18 protein-coding genes and 2 pseudogenes are annotated in these 17,599 nt (G+C 57.8%); 13 read left to right on the plus strand and 7 right to left on the minus strand.

Annotated elements, in window-relative coordinates:
* Window positions 1–3 precede the first annotated feature (3 nt).
* From GG681_RS15025 to GG681_RS18095, 3 genes and pseudogenes are all read left to right on the plus strand, one after another.
* On the plus strand, window positions 4–1,524 hold the full coding sequence (locus GG681_RS15025; RefSeq protein WP_153548852.1) for a tripartite tricarboxylate transporter permease: 1,521 nt from the start codon (window positions 4–6) through the stop codon (window positions 1,522–1,524).
* Between the two features lie 103 nt (window positions 1,525–1,627).
* A complete protein-coding gene (locus tag GG681_RS18090; protein ID WP_153548913.1) occupies window positions 1,628–1,810 on the plus strand; it encodes an alpha-hydroxy-acid oxidizing protein in 183 nt (60 codons plus the stop codon).
* Between the two features lie 58 nt (window positions 1,811–1,868).
* Window positions 1,869–2,129, plus strand: a pseudogene (locus tag GG681_RS18095) (alpha-hydroxy-acid oxidizing protein).
* 190 nt (window positions 2,130–2,319) lie between these two features.
* On the opposite strand, the gene GG681_RS15045 reads toward GG681_RS18095, so the two are convergent.
* From GG681_RS15045 to pcaG, 4 genes are read right to left on the minus strand one after another with little or no spacing between them, the layout of a single operon-like run.
* Window positions 2,320–3,516 (minus strand): amino acid aminotransferase, encoded by a 1,197-nt coding sequence (locus GG681_RS15045; RefSeq protein ID WP_153548855.1) that lies wholly within the window; start codon window positions 3,514–3,516, stop codon window positions 2,320–2,322.
* Window positions 3,517–3,557: 41 nt separating this feature from the next.
* A complete protein-coding gene (locus GG681_RS15050) occupies window positions 3,558–4,097 on the minus strand; it encodes a gamma carbonic anhydrase family protein (protein WP_153548856.1) in 540 nt (179 codons plus the stop codon).
* Window positions 4,094–4,762 carry a dioxygenase family protein gene (locus tag GG681_RS15055; protein ID WP_153548857.1) on the minus strand — a complete coding sequence of 223 codons (669 nt, stop codon included), beginning with the start codon at window positions 4,760–4,762 and terminating at the stop codon, window positions 4,094–4,096. Before GG681_RS15055 ends, GG681_RS15050 begins: the two co-directional genes overlap by 4 nt.
* A gap of 15 nt (window positions 4,763–4,777) precedes the next feature.
* Window positions 4,778–5,383 carry a protocatechuate 3,4-dioxygenase subunit alpha gene (pcaG, locus tag GG681_RS15060; RefSeq protein ID WP_153548858.1) on the minus strand — a complete coding sequence of 202 codons (606 nt, stop codon included), beginning with the start codon at window positions 5,381–5,383 and terminating at the stop codon, window positions 4,778–4,780.
* Window positions 5,384–5,460: 77 nt separating this feature from the next.
* On the opposite strand from pcaG, the gene GG681_RS15065 reads away from it, so the two are divergent.
* A complete protein-coding gene (locus tag GG681_RS15065) occupies window positions 5,461–6,249 on the plus strand; it encodes an IclR family transcriptional regulator (RefSeq protein ID WP_214645150.1) in 789 nt (262 codons plus the stop codon).
* Window positions 6,250–6,254: 5 nt separating this feature from the next.
* Here GG681_RS15065 and GG681_RS15070 read toward each other — a convergent pair whose 3' ends face one another.
* The 3 genes from GG681_RS15070 to GG681_RS15080 are packed head-to-tail and all read right to left on the minus strand — an operon-like array spanning window position 6,255 to window position 9,152.
* Complete coding sequence (locus tag GG681_RS15070) at window positions 6,255–6,941, minus strand: cytochrome P450 (protein ID WP_153548859.1); 687 nt, start codon at window positions 6,939–6,941, stop codon at window positions 6,255–6,257.
* Window positions 6,942–7,817, minus strand: a complete 876-nt coding sequence (locus GG681_RS15075) for a BKACE family enzyme (RefSeq protein WP_153548860.1) — start codon at window positions 7,815–7,817, stop codon at window positions 6,942–6,944. It lies immediately after the preceding gene.
* 3 nt (window positions 7,818–7,820) lie between these two features.
* The gene (locus GG681_RS15080) at window positions 7,821–9,152 is read right to left on the minus strand and encodes an aspartate aminotransferase family protein (protein ID WP_153548861.1); all 1,332 of its coding nucleotides are present in this window, start codon (window positions 9,150–9,152) and stop codon (window positions 7,821–7,823) included.
* A 101-nt stretch (window positions 9,153–9,253) separates the two neighbouring features.
* Between GG681_RS15080 and GG681_RS15085 the strand changes: the two genes are divergently transcribed.
* The 9 genes and pseudogenes from GG681_RS15085 (at window position 9,254) to GG681_RS15125 (ending at window position 17,575) form a co-directional block, all read left to right on the plus strand.
* On the plus strand, window positions 9,254–10,420 hold the full coding sequence (locus GG681_RS15085) for a CaiB/BaiF CoA transferase family protein (protein WP_153548862.1): 1,167 nt from the start codon (window positions 9,254–9,256) through the stop codon (window positions 10,418–10,420).
* Entirely contained in the window at window positions 10,417–11,295 is an 879-nt protein-coding gene (locus GG681_RS15090) for an SMP-30/gluconolactonase/LRE family protein (RefSeq protein ID WP_153548863.1), read from the plus strand. The genes GG681_RS15085 and GG681_RS15090 overlap by 4 nt, the downstream gene beginning before the upstream one ends.
* Before the next feature lie 15 nt (window positions 11,296–11,310).
* A complete protein-coding gene (locus tag GG681_RS15095) occupies window positions 11,311–12,210 on the plus strand; it encodes a dihydrodipicolinate synthase family protein (protein WP_153548864.1) in 900 nt (299 codons plus the stop codon).
* Complete coding sequence (locus GG681_RS15100; RefSeq protein ID WP_153548865.1) at window positions 12,207–12,509, plus strand: (2Fe-2S)-binding protein; 303 nt, start codon at window positions 12,207–12,209, stop codon at window positions 12,507–12,509. Before GG681_RS15095 ends, GG681_RS15100 begins: the two co-directional genes overlap by 4 nt.
* A complete protein-coding gene (locus GG681_RS15105; RefSeq protein WP_153548866.1) occupies window positions 12,502–13,923 on the plus strand; it encodes an FAD-dependent oxidoreductase in 1,422 nt (473 codons plus the stop codon). Before GG681_RS15100 ends, GG681_RS15105 begins: the two co-directional genes overlap by 8 nt.
* Window positions 13,920–15,017, plus strand: a complete 1,098-nt coding sequence (locus GG681_RS15110) for an NAD(P)/FAD-dependent oxidoreductase (protein ID WP_153548867.1) — start codon at window positions 13,920–13,922, stop codon at window positions 15,015–15,017. Before GG681_RS15105 ends, GG681_RS15110 begins: the two co-directional genes overlap by 4 nt.
* The gene (locus GG681_RS15115; RefSeq protein ID WP_153548868.1) at window positions 15,014–15,793 is read left to right on the plus strand and encodes an SDR family NAD(P)-dependent oxidoreductase; all 780 of its coding nucleotides are present in this window, start codon (window positions 15,014–15,016) and stop codon (window positions 15,791–15,793) included. Before GG681_RS15110 ends, GG681_RS15115 begins: the two co-directional genes overlap by 4 nt.
* A pseudogene (locus GG681_RS15120) lies at window positions 15,790–16,536 on the plus strand (SDR family NAD(P)-dependent oxidoreductase). Before GG681_RS15115 ends, GG681_RS15120 begins: the two are co-directional and overlap by 4 nt.
* Complete coding sequence (locus GG681_RS15125; RefSeq protein WP_328593411.1) at window positions 16,526–17,575, plus strand: CoA-transferase; 1,050 nt, start codon at window positions 16,526–16,528, stop codon at window positions 17,573–17,575. Before GG681_RS15120 ends, GG681_RS15125 begins: the two are co-directional and overlap by 11 nt.
* The last annotated feature ends 24 nt before the right edge of the window (window positions 17,576–17,599 follow it).

Consider the following 17,599-nt stretch of genomic DNA (forward strand, 5'->3'; position numbering starts at 1 on the left):
AGAATGGTTGACTTTGCTACAATCCTCGCCGGGTTCGGAGACGCCTTTACGCTCTGGAACCTTGCGTTCGTTCTGTTCGGTGTCGTTGTCGGGCAATTCGTCGGCGCTGTTCCTGGTATCGGTCCGGTCATGGCGATGGCAATTGCCATACCTTTCACATTCGGGTTGGACCCGTTACCTGCAATCGCCTTTCTGGTTGGCGTGAACAAGGGCGGGCTGGTTGGCGGCGCAGTGCCTGCTGTATTGATGAACACGCCCGGAACTCCGGACGCCGCGGCCACGGCGATGGACGGCTATCCGCTGGCGCGTGATGGCAAGCCACTCAAAGCCACCAAGATGGCGCTGTTCTCGTCCGTCACCGGTGACACGTTTAGCGACATCGTTCTGATCACCGTTTCAGCCCCCTTGGCTATTCTGGCGTTGCGGATGGGACCCGTCGAAATCTTCGCGCTGATGATCTTCGCCTTTGCCGTCCTTTCCGGTTTGATCGGCAATTCGTTGGTCAAGGGCGTGATTGCCGCTGCCCTTGGTCTGTTTTGCGCGATGATTGGCAGTGACCCTGAAAACTACACACCCCGTCTGCTGTTTGGTTATTGGGAGTTGTTCGACGGGCTACCATTGGCCTCGGTGGCAATTGGTATGCTGGCGATCTCCGAAATTCTCCGACGCCTATCGCAAATTCAGGGCGAGATGAAAGGCGCGATTGAAGTCAAAGACACTGGCAATCCTGATGACCGCCGTGTGACCTGGGCGGAATACTGGGCCTGTCGGTTTACCATGCTGCGTGGCGCGGTGATTGGCACAATACTGGGTGCGCTGCCGGGCATCGGGTCAACGGCGGCGGCCTTCATGTCTTATGCCATGGCCAAAAGCACCTCGAAAGACCCGGGCAGTTTCGGCAAAGGCAATTTGCAGGGCATTGCGGCGGCGGAATCTGCCAACTCGGCGGTTGTCGGCTCGAACCTGATTCCGCTACTAACCCTGGGCATTCCGGGCAGCGTGGGTGCCGCGCTGATTATCAGTGCGTTCATGATCCACGGCATACAACCCGGCCCGCTCCTGTTTCAGGATCAGGGGCGCCTGATCTATGGGCTGTTCGGTGCGATGATCATGGCCAATTTCCTGAACCTCTGGGTCGGTCAGGCCGGATTGCGGTTCTGGGCCAAAGTGGTCTCGGCCCCGGAATCGATCATCTTCGCTTCCGCTTTGCTCTTGTGCATCGTCGGTGTTTCGATGGCGACAGGCGGTCTCTTCGGTGTTGCGGTCATGCTGATTTTTGCGGGCATCGGTTACCTGATGACCAGCTTCGGCTATTCTGTTGTAATCTTCATTATCGCCTTTTTCCTCGGCCCGAGGTTTGAGATTTCACTCTCCCAAAGCCTTGCACTGATGGATGGTGACTGGACGCGGGTGGTCAATTACCCGATTGCCCTGGTGTTGCTGGTGCTGGCGGTCGCGGCGGCGCTCTGGTTTCTGGCAAGCAATTCGGGCGACGAAAGCCAACCGGCAAGCGTTGAGGATTGAGGCGGTGAGCCGATGGAGACAAGCGCCTCTTAGCAAATACCCCACCGTTGCCGACCTTTCCAATCGGGCGAAGAAGCGTATTCTATTTTTTGCCTGGTAGTATCTGGTTAGCGGCACCGGGACGGAGCGTTTGGTCGACGCCAATCGGCAGGCTCTGGACACGGTCACTTTGGGCCCAAGTTTTTGCCATGGAACTTTCGAGCCCTTGCTTGAAACCGAGCTTTGCGGCCAACGGTTTTCCGTCCCATTTGGCATGCCCCCAGTGGGCATGTCAGGGTTGATGTAGCCAGGAGCGGGCACTGGCTGGTGCAGCAAAGGAACACAGCTTTTCCTACGCCCTGAGCATGGTCGTCAAGGGCATCCAAGACCCCGAAGACGCCAATCACTCCGTTGAACTTGGCGCTGAAGGGATCGTGGTCTCCAACCACGGCAGGTGACCGTTCGACGGAGGGCCGGCGTCTATCATGCTGCTGCCGCCGATCCGCGACCGCGTCGGAACGCGTGCTAAGATCCTTATTGACGGCGGCATCCGCGGAAGTTTGGACATAGTTCGGGCGCTGGCATTCGGTGCTGAATTCTGCTTTTTGGGTCGCCCTTTCCTGTAAAGTGTCGCCGTTCTTGGACATTTTGGCGCATACCACACCTAGCAAATTCTAAAGGAAGACCTGCGAAACGACATGATCCAATTGGGCGCAAATAGCGTCAAAGAGCGCCGAGAGAACTCACGGGACAATTGAAAAACTAATTGTCGCAAGGCTCTTCTTGAGAGGCCTGCCTTCCGACTTACCCTAAGCCCTACGCAAGGCGGGCGGCGAGGGCCTCAGCCACAGCATCAATATTGGCGCTGCCGAGACCGGCGATGTTGATCCGACCGTCACCGGCCATATAGATGCCCCGCATCTCTCGTAGCCAATGAACGTCATCGGGGGTAAAGCCGGTATAGGTGAACATTCCACGCTGATCGGTCAGGAAGGATGTGTCCGCCTCGACGTCAAGCGCTTGCAGGCGCGATCGCAGGCCGCTGCGCATGGAGGTAATCCTGTCACGCATATCGGTCAGCTCCGCCTCCCAGATTTTGCGCAAGGCGGAATCCTGGAGGACAGTTGATACCACCCGTGCGCCGTGGCTAGGCGGCATGGAATAGTTGGAGCGGATCACTGTTTCGGCGGCAGCAAAGGTCGCGGCCAGTTCGATCTTGGATTTTGCAACCAGGCTAAGCGCACCGGTGCGCTCGCGGTAGATCGCGAAATTCTTGGAATTAGAACTGGCGATCAGCATTTCCGGAACGCGGGCCGCCATATGGCGCAGCCCGGCCACGTCTGCATCCATACCATCGGCTAGACCCTGATAGGCGCAGTCCACGACCGGTAGCAAGCCACGGTCCAGCACGAAATCCGTGACAGCTTTCCATTGCTCTGAACTCAGATCCACTCCGGTAGGGTTGTGGCAGCATGCGTGCAACATGAGCGCGTCGCCAGACTGGGCGTTGGCACGCAAGTGTTCCATCATCGCGTCAAATTCCAGCCCCCGGGTCTCTCCCCGAAAATAGGGGTACTGAGCAACGGTCAACCCTGCGTCCGTGGCAATTGGGATATGGTTGGCCCAAGTCGGCGTGCTGACCCAGAGTGTCTTGCCTGGAGTGATCGCCTGCAGCATGTCGCATGCAACTTTCAGGGCTCCGGTGCCGCCGGGGGTTTGGATGGAGGCGATGCGGGATTCGCCGATCAGCGCATGATCAGCGCCCAGAAGAAGGCCCGGAATCAACTCGCGGAACCCTGCGTCCCCGGCAATGCCGACATAGTTCTTGCTTTCCTCGTCCGCCACCAAGCGTTGTTCGGCTTCTTTCACAGCGCGCATCACGGGGACGTCGCCTGCGTCGTTCTTGTAGACGCCGACACCCAGATCGACCTTATCAGGCCGTTGATCGGTTCTGAATGCCTGCATCAGGGAAAGTAGATTGTCGACTTTGCGAAGGTTCAGGGTTTCGAACATCGTAACTCCGGAAAAAAGGGAAGATGCGCCTGATTGATTGGTCAGATCTGCTCAAGTTGGGTTCTGAACTGGTCCTTGTTCCAGCGGTATTTCTCTGCCGATTTGGCCAGGTTGGCGATCGCTTCATCCGATAACTGACGTTTGACTTTGGCCGGCATCCCAACGACAAGCGAGCCATCCGGGATCTCAGCGCCTTCGGTAACAAGCGCTCCTGCGCCGATCAGGCAGTTTTTCCCAATCTTTGCTCCATTGAGTACGGTCGCTCCCATGCCGATCAGGCTGCCATCTCCGATGGTGCAGCCATGGAGCATGGCTTTGTGACCGATGGTGCAGTTTGCGCCAATCGTCAGTGGGTAGCCGGGGTCGACGTGCAGCACGCAGTGCTCCTGAATGTTGCTTCCTTTGCCCAAGACGATCAGTTCATTGTCCCCGCGCAGAACACACCCCCACCAGATACTAGAGCCTTCGCCGATGGACACCTGGCCGATCACGCGTGCATCTGGTGCGATCCAATAGTCGCCATTTTCCGGTAGGCTCGGAGATAAATCCCCGAGCCTGTAGAGATTGGTCAGCGCGTTCATTCGAAGAAGACCGCGTTGCGACCACCAACGACAATGTCGAAACGGAAGCCGTTTTCAACATCTTGGTCAGGCGTCTCATAAGGTTGGCCCAAATTGCGCTCGAAGGTGTCCCCCATCAGGATGGCCATCGGGTCGGTTGCATTGTTGGGCTCCCCCGGGAAATACATCTGAGTAATAAGACGGGCAGATCCGCCGCTGATCGATAGATGGATATGTTTGGGTCTCCACCGTCCAATGTCAGGGCGCGCCAGATAGGCGCCGGGGCTGATGGTCCAGAACCGGTAATTTCCATCGTCGTCGGTCAGTACACGGCCCATTCCGAAGAAGTTCTCGTCCAGCTTCAGGCCAGAGTGATCTTCGATATGGCGGTAACGGCCATGGTGGTTTGCGTTCCAGATCTCGATCAACGCACCCGGTAGCGGCGTACCGTTTTCATTGCGCAGGGTGCCCGTCACCTCGATCGGCACACCTTCGGCGCGCGGTCGGTCAGCGGAGATGCGTGTCAGATCCCATTCATTGGCGCGGGCCGCGTATCGTGCGGGCACTACCGGAACAAAGCTTTCGCGTGCGGCTTCAGGGATCAGCCGCAGGCGCTTACGCGGGGTGCGCTGGTCCGATGTGTTGTCGGTCGGGCCGATGCCGATCTGTCTTCCAAGCTTGGTCATTCTGGCTTCCTCCTCTCAGCTTTCGAAATCGTCAAAGAACGGAGTTTCATTGTCGCCTGCCATCACGATATCCAGCAGGTACACTTCGGCCCCGTCAGCGGTCCGCCCATCGTGGCGGGCAATCAGGCGTGCCTGATCTTCGCCGTCCAGCGATTGCAGAAGCGGATCAGTGGCGTTGCTTGCCTGATCCTCAAAGAAGATCTGCGTGACGATTCGGTTTATTCCATCCGAAAAGATGGTAAGCGTGATGTTGGGCGCACGGCCCTGGGTCGCGCCGGGAAGGATGGTACGGAACGAGTATTCACCCGAGGCGCTGCGCAGACGTCCGTAGCCATTAAACCACGGGTCGATATCGGAATTGCCCTCGGTGGCTGGATTCCGGTAGATACCCTTGGCGTTGGCCTGCCAGAATTCTATCACAACGCCATTGGCCAGATTGCCGTGGCGGTCCAGAACTTTTCCGCGCAGAAGGATGTGCTGGCCGCTCGCGCCCGCGACCACGCCGGGGTCGATGCGGGTCAGATCCTCGAGACTTTCATCCCGAAAATAGATCGGGAAATAGGGGCCGCAGGTGTCTTCGTTGGTCGGTGGCAGGGCATTTTTTCCATGCTCCTGATTCATGTCATTCCTCCATTGATTTTCTTTTGTTTTGCATATAAAACGTTCGCGCATTCCAGGGTAAAGGGCTGGCCAGATAAGTGACCGATTCCTCCAATCATTCTGTATATTTCGTGCCGGGTCTGAATCGCGGGCTCCGGGTGCTCGAGATTCTCGGCGCCGCAGCTGAGCCGATGTCGCTGAGCGATATTGGCCGTGCGATGGACCTGAGCCGGTCTTCGGCGTTTCGGCTGGTTTATACGCTGCGACACATGGACTTCATCAAAGAGGCCGAGCAAAAAAACACGTACACGCTGGGCGCGCGTGTGCTTAACCTTGGCTTTTCTTACCTCAATCAACAGCCGATCACGGCCATTGCCCGCCCGTTGCTCTCCGATTTGAGGGATCGCACTGGGGTTAGTGCGCATCTGAGCGTTCTTGAAGGGCACGATGTTCTCTACCTCGGCAGTCATCAGGCGCGGACGGGTTTCGTGTCCAACATGGTGACCGGCACACGGATCGAGGCTTATGCGACGGCGATCGGCTGGTGCCTTTTGTCGGGGTTCTCCGATGAGGAGCTTGTAGCCTTTTGTGCAGGCATTGAGATGCGTGCCATAACCAAGCATACCCCGACCGATTTCGCTTCCCTCAAAGCGCGTGTCGATCAGATGCGTACCGACGGCTATGTGTTTTCGCGCGGGTTTCGCGAACCGGGCGGGTCTAGTGTTGCTGTTCCCGTGTGCGACCATTCGGGTGCGGTCACGGCTTGCGTCAATATTTCGGGGCCTGACAGTGGATTTGACTTTGATCGAGTTGATAGCTTTTACGTGCCTGAAACCAAAGCAACGGCGCTCCAGATCTCGCGGGAGCTCGGCTACAGCGGCGATTAATTCCATTACAGTGTGACCCCTAAAGACAACGGCCCGCGAAAGGTGAAGCCGTACCACTCGACAGCATCGGCGTCTTGCAGTTGCATATCAGGGAACCGCTTTAACAATGCTGGCAGCATTACCTTGGCCACACTCATGCGTGACAGATGTGTGCCCATGCAAAAATGCGAACCATTTCCAAAGGAAAAATGCCGTGTTTCGCTACGCGCTATGTCAAAAACTTCGGGGGCGTCATAGATCTCTTCATCATGGTTCGCCGAGGCTTGGATGGTCGATACGCGTGTTCCGGCGGGCAAAGCCACGCCGCTCATTGTCACGTCCGACAGAGTTTTTCTCGGGCTGGTCTGAATGGGGGCAACCCATCGAACGGCTTCTTCAAACGTGCGCTCCATCATTGCCGGGTTAGATATAGCCAGCAGTTTTTGCACGGGATGGGTCAGCAACCCAAATACTGATGTAAGCAAGGTGTCACGGGGTTTGTTTACACCGCCGCCGATCAACACCTTAATGTTGCAGCGGATGCGTTCAATATTGAGCGGATCGGAGGCGTTGGTCAGCAAGACGCGCCCAGTTGCCTTGAGCAGGGCGACCGGGGCGTTGCGTCGCAGGCGCGCATATACTGTCGTAGGATCGCGATGCATGTCCGCGATGCTGATATCGTCTATGACCGGTATTGCGCTCGTTGAGCTCATTCAGCTTATTCCCAGAATTGCGCGCGCCTCGTCAGGCGTCGCGATGGTTCCGCCGAGGTCGTCGACGATTGACACCGCCTTCTCGACAAGCTGTGCGTTCGAGGTACAGTTCTCACCTTTGCGAATGTAGGCGGTGTCCTCCATCCCGATGCGAACGTGACCCCCAAGCAGGAAAGCCTGAGCCAGCATCGGGAAAGCCATGCGCCCTATGCCGAAAGCGGCCCACTCTGTGCCTTCAGGCAACTGGCTGACCAGAAAGGCCATCGTTTCCGGATTGGCAACCGCACCAAACCGCACTCCAAGGACCATCTGGACCATCAGAGGCGTTTTAATAATTCCGCGCGCAACGAAATCCTTGACCATGTGCAGATCGCCTGAATCGAATATCTCGATTTCAGGCTTCACGCCTGCGCCGTAAATCCCTTCTGCCATGATTTCCAGATTGCGGGGTGCGTTGATAACGCTGGCCTGACCGGACCACATAGTGTTGAAATCCAACGTGCAGATTTCAGGTTTCAACTCCTGAACATGGGCGATGCGCTTTTCAGGTGCGCACAAAGTCGATCCTGGTGCGGCAACCTGTGGATTGTCATCTGAGGGCACGAACCGTCCACCTTCGCCTGTGGTCAGGTTCAGGATGACGTTTTCATTCTTTTCGCGAATGCGCTCGACCAACTCGCGGTAAAGCCCCAAATCCATCGAGCCTTTGGCCGTTTCTGGGTCGCGCACATGCAAATGCACGATGGAGGCGCCCGCTTTGGCGGCGTCCAGCGCCTGGTCTGCAATCTGCTTTGGCGTGACCGGCAGATGAGGGCTGATCTCTGGTGTCATCAGATTGCCGGTGACGGCGCAAGTCAGAATGGTCTTCTTTGCCATTTCTCAAGCCTCCAGTGCTGCATCGACCGCGGATGCCAGTAGCGTGACAATCCGGCTGATTTCTGCTTCGCTGGCCGTGTAGGCCGGTGCCAGAAGAACATGATCGCCATTTGTACCGTCAGCACATCCCTGCGCCGGATAGCACATCAAACCAAGATCCAACGCCTTGCTTTGGATCGTTTGAGCCAGCTTACGTTCGGCAGGGAAGGGTGCCTTGGTCGCTTTGTCTGCAACCAGTTCTATAGTCCAGAACAGACCACGACCCCGAATGTCGCCGACCTGAGGATGCTGGCCGAAAGTTGCATACAAGGCGCCCCGAAGCTGTTCGCCACGCGCACGCACATTTTCCAGCAGGTTATCTTCTTCGATCACTTGCTGGACGGCCAGCGATCCTGCTGTTGCGATTGCGTGCGACATATATGTGTGGCCATTCCACAGAAGACCGCTGCCATCCTGAACGGCCTTGACAACTTTTTCAGCTGCCATGACAGCCGCGATGGGCTGGTACCCTGCACCAAGTCCTTTCGCCAACGTGGTGATGTCCGCAGCAATGCCTTCTTGTTCCAAAGCAAACAGGCTGCCGGTGCGGCCCATGCCACACATCACTTCGTCAGCGATATAGAGAACGCCATGCTCATCGCAAATCTCGCGGATGCGCTTGTAATATCCTTCGGGGGACGGTTGCGTGCCCAGTGAGGCTCCGACAACGGGCTCGGCCACAAAGGCCATCACTGTCTCGGGGCCAAGGCGTCGGATCTCTTCGTCCAACAGGTTTGCCATACGCAGGGCAAAGTCTTTTTCGTTCTCGCCTTCCTTCTGCATACGGTAGCCGTAAGCCGCATCAATATGACTTACTTCCATCAGCAGCGGCTGAAAGGGTGCGCGCCGCCCGGCATGGCCACCGGTGGCCAGCGCGCCCAGAGTGTTGCCGTGATAGGAAGGGGCCCGGGCGATGATTTTGGTGCGCGCCACATCCCCGCGTTCCAGGTGGTACTGCCGCGCGAGCTTTAGGGCGGCTTCCATGGCCTCTGAGCCGCTGCCCAGGAACATGACCCGACCGTCGCCAGTGCCTTCGGGTGCGCGATCTACAAGAAACTGCGCCAGGGTTTCGGCAGGCTCGTTGGTAAAAAAGCTGGTATGGGCGAAGGCAACACCATCGATATGCTCTTTTAGTGCTTTGCGTATCTTAGGGTGATCGTGGCCAAGACAAGACACAGCGGCACCGCCGCACGCATCAAGATATTCTTTCCCATCAGCATCGAAGAGAATGTTGCCGCGACCGCTGACAACAGTTGGGAGCGTTTTGGCCAATGAGCGGTGAAAAATGGCGGACATGTCATTTCCATCTTGCTTATAAAACTGCGTTTTGTATATTAAACGAAAAGATGGAACTCAAGAGGGTTTCTGTCGCACCATAAAATAAGCGGAGAAAAACGTTGCACGGCGCGCTTCATGGTATTCGAATTATCGAGGTTTCTCAGGTTCTTGCGGCACCGTTCTGCGGGTATCAGTTCGCGCTGCTCGGGGCAGATGTCATCAAGGTTGAGCTACCAGACGCACCGGATTGCGCCCGGGGTCGTGGGCCGCTGGAGGAGCTGAACAATCAGGGAATCGGCCTGACTTATCAGGTGCAGGGTGGAAATAAGAAATCATTGGCGCTGGATATTCGGTCTCAAACAGGGCGAGAGACATTGCTGCGTCTCGTCGAGACCGCAGATGTGCTCATCGAGAATTATGCAACCGGTGTCCTGCAGGGACTAGGTCTTGGGTATGAAGACATGCGGTCCCGCAACCCCGAGATCATCTATTGCTCGATGACTGGGTATGGCGATACGGGGCCGAAGGCGACCAAAGGCGCCTATGACAATACTATTCAGGCCGCATCCGGAACAATCGCTCAATGCAATGGCGTCAAGCCTGGTGTGTCGTTTGTGGATTATGCCGCCGGCTACTCAGCGGCTTTCGCCATATCGGCTGCGCTGCTGCAAAAACCACGCACAGGCAAGGGTTGTTACATTTCGGCTTCGATGCTTGAGGTGGCGCTGAGCCTGATGGGCCCCGAAGCCGCCGCGTTGCAGGCTGCACCCGGAGCCTCCAAACGCAAAGAGGCGGGCATCTCTGCTTTTGAGACAGCAGACGGGGTGTTGATGCTGGGCGCGTTCAAGCCGGCGCAATACCGCAAGCTAGGCAGGTGCCTCGAAGATATTGGGTATCCGGTTCCAATCCTGTCCGGAATCACGGCTTGGGCGGACATTTGGGCTAATTCTGACGCAATTCGTGTTGCGCTTCAGGACATTTTTATTCGCCAGAGTGCAGCCAAATGGCAAGTCCACCTGGAGGGCTGGGATATTCCTGCCGAACGGGTTGCAACTCTGAGTAGCGCAATCGCCGAAGCGCAGGTCAGCGCGCGCGGCTATTTCAGCAAATCCCCGGCAAATCCTGAAATCACGCTACCCCTTGCTGGGTACAAGATGAGCGCTGGCGGCCCCGATTTGACCTTGGCCCCCCCGTCCCTGGGTCAGGACAGTCGGGAGATTCTGGAACAAGCCGGGCTCAAAGCCTCTGAAATCGACGCCCTGGTTCAAGAGGGTATCGTCAAATGACCCACCGTTTGACCGCAATCCCGGCATTTCGTTTACCAGAAAACCTGCGCTATACCGGCGAGCCCTCCGCCTGGGCCAAGATGACCCGCCCGGGTCAGCCGATGCATTCCTTTCTTGAAGCTGCGTTTTTTGATGACGACCGCAATCTTTGGTTGTCCGATGTACCCTGTGGGCGGGTTTTTATGGTTTCACCCGAAGGGGAATGGAAGGTCGCGCATCAGATCGACGGAGAACCTCACGCCATGCGTCTAGCCCCGGATGGGCGGCGGATCGCAGCGGATTATCGCCATGGCCTGATCGAACTGACCGGTCCAAGCGCGTTTAATGTTCTCAGTACCGGGACCGAAGGTCAGCCATTTTTGGGCCTGTCGGATATGAGCTACGGACCAGATGGCGCCTTGTGGTTCACTGACAGCGGCCGAACATCCTTCAGCGATCCGACGGGCCGGGTTTATTGCCTGACGGCTGACGGCGACCTGCGCCTGGTGTTGGATTGTGTTCCCTATTCTAATGGCATTTGCCTTTCGCCAGACGGAGCTTGGGTCTACGTGGCGGCAACACGCGCAAATCAAGTGTGGCGACTCTCCTCCCGGCTGCCGCAAACTGGCCAACCTATGGTGGGTGCATTTCTGCAACTCTCAGGCGGTTTGGGCCCGGATGGGTTGGCCACCAATAAGAACGGTTGGCTTGCGGTCGCACAAGCACAAGCCGGACGGGCTTATGTCTTTGACGCGCTCGGTGATCCTATCGCTGACATCCGGTTACCCGATGGGCTTTGGACAACCTCGGTTACATTCCACCCGGACAATCAGAACAGTCTTTATATCGTGGATGCCCAAACAGGCACCGTTTTTACCTCGAATATTCCCGAATAGCGGAAGAAAGAACCAATGAAAAAAGAAGACCTCTACGGCTATGTGCCCGCAATCGCGACACCCTTCAACGAGAAGGGTGACATCATGGAAGACGCCTTTGTCGACTTGTTCGAGTTCCTGATCGGACGAGGTGCGACCACCATCTGCATCGCCGGTGACAATGGGGAGAGCTGGGCACTAAGCGCGGCTGAACGCGGGCGTCTGGTCCGCCTGGCCAAGGATACGGCCAAAGATCGCGTCAAGGTTATGATGGGTATCTCCGCGCCGACCATCGATGCCTCGTTGACCTATGTGAAAGCCGCCGAAGAAAACGGCGCCGATGTCCTGCTGTCGATGCCTCAGACCTATGTTCTCAAGGCATCCGAAGCCGAGCTGATGGGGCGTTTTGAGAAGGTGTCGGCAGCCACGGAAAAACCGCTGGTGCTCTATAACTCGCCGCGTCGCATGGGTTTTTCGCTGACTATTGATCAGACCGAAACGCTGCTGAACAATCACAACGTTATCGGCATCAAGGAAAGCCAGCGGGATTTCTTTTATCACACACATCTGTTGCAGCGTCTGGGCGACAAGATGTCCGTGATGACGGGGCCTTGCCACTATATCATGCCCGCCTTCGCTCTTGGTGCGAAAGGGTTCATCGCCACAGGCCCCGAGTTCACCGATCTGCTGCCATCGGAAATGGCCGCGGTCGGTGCAGGCACGCCGAATGACACCTACCGCAACGCGCACTACCAATTGACCGTTCTGTACGAATTGCTGATGGGCACCGCGACCTGGCCCGCATCGTTCAAGGCTGCTTTGAACCTGATTGGCCTGCCCGCCGGTATCCCGCGCGATCCGGTTCTGCCTGCGACCGATGCTGATATCGACAAGATCAAACGGACGTTTGATCAGCTGGGCATCAGCTACAAATGATCCGCCTCGTCCCCGATCAATCGGCGCAGATCAAGCGCGCGCCAGAGGTGACATTCACCTTTGATGATGCCTTGGTTTCCGCCCATACGGGTGAAAGCCTCGCGGCGGCGCTGATCCGGTCGGGGCATATGCATTTGCGTGATGCACCAGAAGACGGCGCGCCGCGCGGGGCCTTCTGCCTGATGGGCCTGTGCCAAGAATGCGTGTTGCTGCTGGATGGCGCCCGCGTCGAGGGCTGCCGGACGATTGTGCAAGACGGAATGGCCGTTACTTCGTTGAAGCGGGATAAACATGTCTGATCCATATGACATTGCCGTGATTGGCGCAGGTCCGGCAGGGGCCAATGCTGCCCTCGCTGCCTCCGGGCAAGGTCAGCGGGTTGTGTTGCTAGATGAGCAACCGAAACCGGGCGGGCAGGTGTGGCGAGCCAAGGACGCGTCCATTCTATCGGCTCCGGACACGCCTGAATCCACCGCTGGCAATGCGTTGCGTGTCCGCGTGTTGGAAAGCCCGGTTGTCCATCTGGGCAATACACGGGTCTGGCAAATCGAACGGCAGGAAGCCGGATGGTCCATTCATGTCCTGCGACAAGGATGTGTTGAGAAACTGACCGTCCGAGCGTTGATTCTGGCGACAGGCGCGCGCGAATTCGTCCAGCCTGTGCCGGGCTGGACCACTCCGGGCGTCGTTGGATTGGCCGGGGCGACGGCATTGTTCAAGCAAAATCTCAGCCTGCCAGGAAAACGCACCGTGGTCGCAGGCATCGGTCCATTGGTGTTTTTTGTGGCCTCGGAAATCCGTCGGCTGGGCGGTGAGGTCGCTGCCGTCGTGACCCCGAACACACGCCGCGACTGGATGGCAGCGTTGCCCGCGATGCTTTCGCGACCCGATTTGCTATGGCGTGGAGGTCTCTGGGTTGCCGACCTTATGCTGAACCGGGTTCCGATCCACTGGGGAGCTGCGGTCACAGGCGTTGAAGGCGATACAGCCGTCGCTGGTGTCACGGTTCAGCGACTAGACAAAGACTGGGCACCCAGGGGGGAAACACGCCGGGTCGAAGCGGATTCGGTCTGTCTTGGCAATGGTTTGATTCCCGCCATTGAGGCACCTCAGCTTGCCGGGCTGAGCATTGACCACAGGCCCGAGTTGGGCGGTTGGATACCCAAGCTGGGCAAGGATGGCGCGACCGAGGTTGAAGGGGTCTTTCTGTGTGGGGACGGTGCGGGTATCCGCGGAGCCGCAGCGGCGGAACTCCACGGTATTCTTGCGGGGCTGAACGCAGCTGGTTTTCTGGGCAGTCCTACGGATGCCGAACGCGACAGACTGCGTCCGCGCTATGACCGTGCAGCCCGATTTGGGGTGGCCATGACGGGATTGAGTGTCCCGCGCCCCGGTCTTGCCCACCTGACAACACCGGACACGATTGTGTGCCGCTGCGAAAGCCTGCCCCTGAGTACTATCGCGGCAGAAATCGGGAGCGGCGCTGGCAGCACCAATTCGGTGAAATCAGGCTTGCGCGCAGGTATGGGACCCTGTGGGGGCAAGTATTGCCAGACCGTGGTGGCGCGCATGATAGCAGCTGCCGAAGGGCGCGATGAGGCCGACATCGCGCCGCCCACGCCGCGCCCACCATTGCGCCCGGTGCCCGTTGCGGCAATGGCGGGTGATTTTGGATATGACGATCTTCCTATTCCGAAGCCTGCACCGCTATGACTGACATTTACGATATCGCCGTCATTGGTGGCGGGATTATGGGCTGCGCTGCGGCTTTGCGCATGTCCGAAGGCGGGTTGCATACGATTGTCCTGGATCAGGGCGATCTGGGGCAGGGGGCCTCGGGCGTCAACGCCGGTACGCTCAGCCTGCAAATCAAACGTGTGAAGCTTATGCCCTATGCGCTGAAGGGACACCACGAATGGGAAGCAATGGGGGATGCGGTCGGGTTCCGCAAAACCGGCGGCTACTCCCTGGCCTTCACCGAACGCGAAGCCGAGCTGTTGCACGAGCGTCAGATCCTCAAGGCCGAGGCGGGCGCACCGATCGAGTTTGTCTCGAACAATCACATTCGGGCCGCTGAACCAAACCTGACACAAAAAGTGCTGACGGCCAGTTATTGTTCTGAAGATGGCTATGCCAACTCCTCGCTGACGGGTCAGTTCTTTCGCGGGCGACTGCGGGATCAGGGCATCGCCTATCGCGAGCGTTGCGCGGTATCTGCCATCAATCAGAGTGGCGGTTTCACCTTGCAGACAAGTCAGGGACAAGTCCGCGCGCATCGCGTGTTGCTGGCGGCGGGCGCATGGCTGAAACCAGTTGCAGCCATGCTGGACGTGGATCTGCCGGTCAATGCCCGCATCAACACAGTGTCTGTAACCGAACGGATGCCGAAACTGACCTCGACCGTGATCGGCCATGCAACGGGTCTGCTGACCATGAAGCAAAAAGCCAACGGCACAGTTCTGGTGGGCGGTGGCTGGCAGGGGCGCGGCACACCGCAAGAGGGGCGCGGTCAGGTCATGGCCTCCAGCGTGCAGCCTAATCTGGCATTGGCGCAATTTGCCCTGCCTGCACTGGCAGGTGCCCGGGTTCTGCGCAGCTGGACCGGGTTCGAGGCCAACGTGCCTGATTTCTATCCGCTGGCCGGCGAGCTGCCCGGTGTCGAAGGCGCCTTTGTGCTGGGCTGCGTGCGCGGCGGTTATACGATTGGCCCATATATCGGCAAGCTGATGGGCGATTTCATTCTGGGGCGTGAGCCCGAACTGCCCCTGTTCGATCCGGGGCGTGACTTCAATGAGGATACACTATGACAAAGAACGATCCCGGCCGTCTGGATGGTAAACTGGCCGTTGTCACTGGCGGCGGTAGCGGTATCGGCGAGGCTACTGCCAAGGTATTTGCCCAGGCAGGCGCAACGGTGGTTGTCACCGGTCGCCGGCTTGAACCGCTTGAGCGTGTCGCGGCCGAGATCGGTGGCCACGCCATCGCTTGTGACGTGTCTGACCACGCGCAGGTTAAGGACATGTTCGCAAAGGCCAAAGAGATAACCGGAACGGTTGACGTTTTGCTGAATAATGCCGGCGGCCCGGGCCCTATTGCGCCGGTGGCCGAGGTGGACATGGACGCCTGGATCGGCTGCATGAATATCAACCTGATCGGCGCGATGTACTGCCTTCAGGAAGCCGCCAAGATCATGACCGCGCAGAAATCGGGCTCGATCATCAATATGTCCTCTCTGATGGGTATTCAGGGATATCCGATGCGGTCGGCCTATGTCGCCTCGAAATTCGCTCTGATCGGGATCACCGAAACCATGGCGCGAGAGTTGGGCCCGGTAAATGTCCGTGTGAACGCGTTGATGCCGGGTGCTGTATCGGGTGAGAACATGGACCGCATTCTGGCCCGCCGCGCCGAGGCCGAAGGCCGTCCGGCAGAAGAGATCGAGCGCGAAAACTACACCGACGTCGCAGCCCTGAAACGCTGGGTTGCGCCCGAAGAGGTGGGGCGCGCAGCGCTGTATTACGCATCAGACCTGTCTTCCGCCATCACGGGCGACAAAATGAAAGTCGATTGCGGCCGTTTCTGAGGAAAGGAACACGTCTTGTCAGCACTTGTTGGAAAACTGCGGTGATCACCGGATCAACCTCCGGGTTTGGGTTTGGTCTGGCGCCGGGCTTTGCCCCCGCCGGGATCAATGTCGTTCTGAACGGGTTCGGAGACCCGGGCGAGATTGAACAAACACGTTCCGCTCTTGACGCGAGCGCAGAGGGTTCTGTGCTTTACAACGGTGCTGACATGACCAAACCAGATGAAATCCAGGGTTTGATCGACAACACATGCGAGACATTCGCTATTGTGGACATTCTGGTCAACAATGCCAGTATCCAACTGGTTTCTCCGGTCGAAGAGTTGCCGCGCGATCGCTGGGACATGATCATCAACATCGCCTCGGCCCATGGGCTTGTCGCTTCGCCGTGCAAATAGGCCTATGTCACGTCCAAGCATGGTGTGGCCGGCATGACCAAATCCATCGCGCTTGAAGTGGCCGAAGACGGTATCACCTGCAACGCGATCTGTCCGGGTTATGTCCTGGCACCACTGGTCGAGAAACAGATCCCCGATACGGCCAAGGCGCGGGGGATGACTGAGGGCGAGGTCAAACGCGACGCGCTGCTCGCGGCGCAATGGACCAAGAAAGTTGTCACTGTCGAGCAATTGGCGGGCGTTGCGTTGTTCCTGTGCTCTGACGCGGCGGAAAGTATTACCGGCATCCCTTTACTCGTAGAGGGCAGCTGGACTGCGGCGCGAGGGCAGAGAGGTGAAACGTAAAGTCGTCTCTGCCGCCGACGCCGCAGCTGGTAAGCCGGGCATGTTGCCGCGTGTTGGGTTGGAGACCTTTGTCGATCCGCGCAACGGCGGCGGAGCGGTCGATGACATCAGCACCGAGCCGCAGGTTGAACTAATGGAGAGCGGCGGTGAAGAAATTCTGTACTATCCGACACCTTGCCTGACAGTCGCCCTTCTGCGGGGAACTACTGCAGACGAGATGGGGAATGTGGCCATGGAGCGCGAAGCGCTGGTCATAGACAACCTGGCACAAGCAATGGCGGTTAAAAACGCAGGTGGTGTGGTCATATTGCAGGTTGAGCGGGTTGTGCTCGCTGGAACGTTCACCGCTTGCGGTTTTTCTGCTGAGATAGCAGACGGTGCGCTGAAGATTGTACAGGAAGGCCGGTCTCGCAAATTCCTTGAAGCCGTTGAACAGGTTACGTTCTCTGGCACGCGCGAAGCACGTTTGATGCAATCGGTACTCCATGTGATAGAACGGGCGGTCTTTGAATTGACAACTGACGGGTTGCGGCTGATCGAGGTTGCTCCGGGTGCCGATCTGGACCGGGACATTCTTACCCATATGGAAACACGGCTGATCATTGACGAGATCGCCCAGATGGGCCCCCGCATATTCTCTGCAGTCGAGATGGGATTGCGCGTCGACCTGCTGCATCTGGACCTCGCGGAAAGGGTGGCGCTGCACCCCGACGGGAACAGGCTGTTTCTGAACTTTGAAAAGATGCGAATCCGCATTCCGAGAGAGCTAGAAAAGGTTGCCGCACAGGCCACAGAGGTTTGCAAAAAGGCGCCGGGCAGAGTCGATGTCATCGTAAGTTATGACGGATTTAGTACCGACGAAACTCTTGAAGCAGACTGGGCGCGGATGGTGTCGGGCTTGCAGGGCCAGTTTTTCAACAAGGTTTTCAGACATTCCGGGTCTGCCTTTATGAGGATGAAATTGCAGGAAGTTTTCTCGTCTGGCCGATCCCACATCTTTGAATCCAGTGCACAGGCGCTGGCATTTCTTGATAGCTGAAAGGGCCCGGATCGGTGGAAACTT

The sequence above is a fragment of the Tritonibacter aquimaris genome (assembly GCF_009617595.1).
Lineage (GTDB): Bacteria > Pseudomonadota > Alphaproteobacteria > Rhodobacterales > Rhodobacteraceae > Epibacterium > Epibacterium aquimaris.

What these genes read in the sequence shown, in the direction of transcription:
- GG681_RS15050 (WP_153548856.1), bottom strand. Translation starts at nt 4,097, where the DNA reads ATGAACGCGCTGACCAATCTCTACAGGCTCGGGGATTTATCTCCGAGC.
- GG681_RS15110 (WP_153548867.1), top strand. Translation starts at nt 13,920, where the DNA reads ATGACTGACATTTACGATATCGCCGTCATTGGTGGCGGGATTATGGGC.
- GG681_RS15055 (WP_153548857.1), bottom strand. Translation starts at nt 4,762, where the DNA reads ATGACCAAGCTTGGAAGACAGATCGGCATCGGCCCGACCGACAACACA.
- GG681_RS15090 (WP_153548863.1), top strand. Translation starts at nt 10,417, where the DNA reads ATGACCCACCGTTTGACCGCAATCCCGGCATTTCGTTTACCAGAAAAC.
- GG681_RS15025 (WP_153548852.1), top strand. Translation starts at nt 4, where the DNA reads ATGGTTGACTTTGCTACAATCCTCGCCGGGTTCGGAGACGCCTTTACG.
- pcaG (WP_153548858.1), bottom strand. Translation starts at nt 5,383, where the DNA reads ATGAATCAGGAGCATGGAAAAAATGCCCTGCCACCGACCAACGAAGAC.
- GG681_RS15095 (WP_153548864.1), top strand. Translation starts at nt 11,311, where the DNA reads ATGAAAAAAGAAGACCTCTACGGCTATGTGCCCGCAATCGCGACACCC.
- GG681_RS15080 (WP_153548861.1), bottom strand. Translation starts at nt 9,152, where the DNA reads ATGTCCGCCATTTTTCACCGCTCATTGGCCAAAACGCTCCCAACTGTT.
- GG681_RS15105 (WP_153548866.1), top strand. Translation starts at nt 12,502, where the DNA reads ATGTCTGATCCATATGACATTGCCGTGATTGGCGCAGGTCCGGCAGGG.
- GG681_RS15075 (WP_153548860.1), bottom strand. Translation starts at nt 7,817, where the DNA reads ATGGCAAAGAAGACCATTCTGACTTGCGCCGTCACCGGCAATCTGATG.
- GG681_RS15070 (WP_153548859.1), bottom strand. Translation starts at nt 6,941, where the DNA reads ATGAGCTCAACGAGCGCAATACCGGTCATAGACGATATCAGCATCGCG.
- GG681_RS15045 (WP_153548855.1), bottom strand. Translation starts at nt 3,516, where the DNA reads ATGTTCGAAACCCTGAACCTTCGCAAAGTCGACAATCTACTTTCCCTG.
- GG681_RS15115 (WP_153548868.1), top strand. Translation starts at nt 15,014, where the DNA reads ATGACAAAGAACGATCCCGGCCGTCTGGATGGTAAACTGGCCGTTGTC.
- GG681_RS15100 (WP_153548865.1), top strand. Translation starts at nt 12,207, where the DNA reads ATGATCCGCCTCGTCCCCGATCAATCGGCGCAGATCAAGCGCGCGCCA.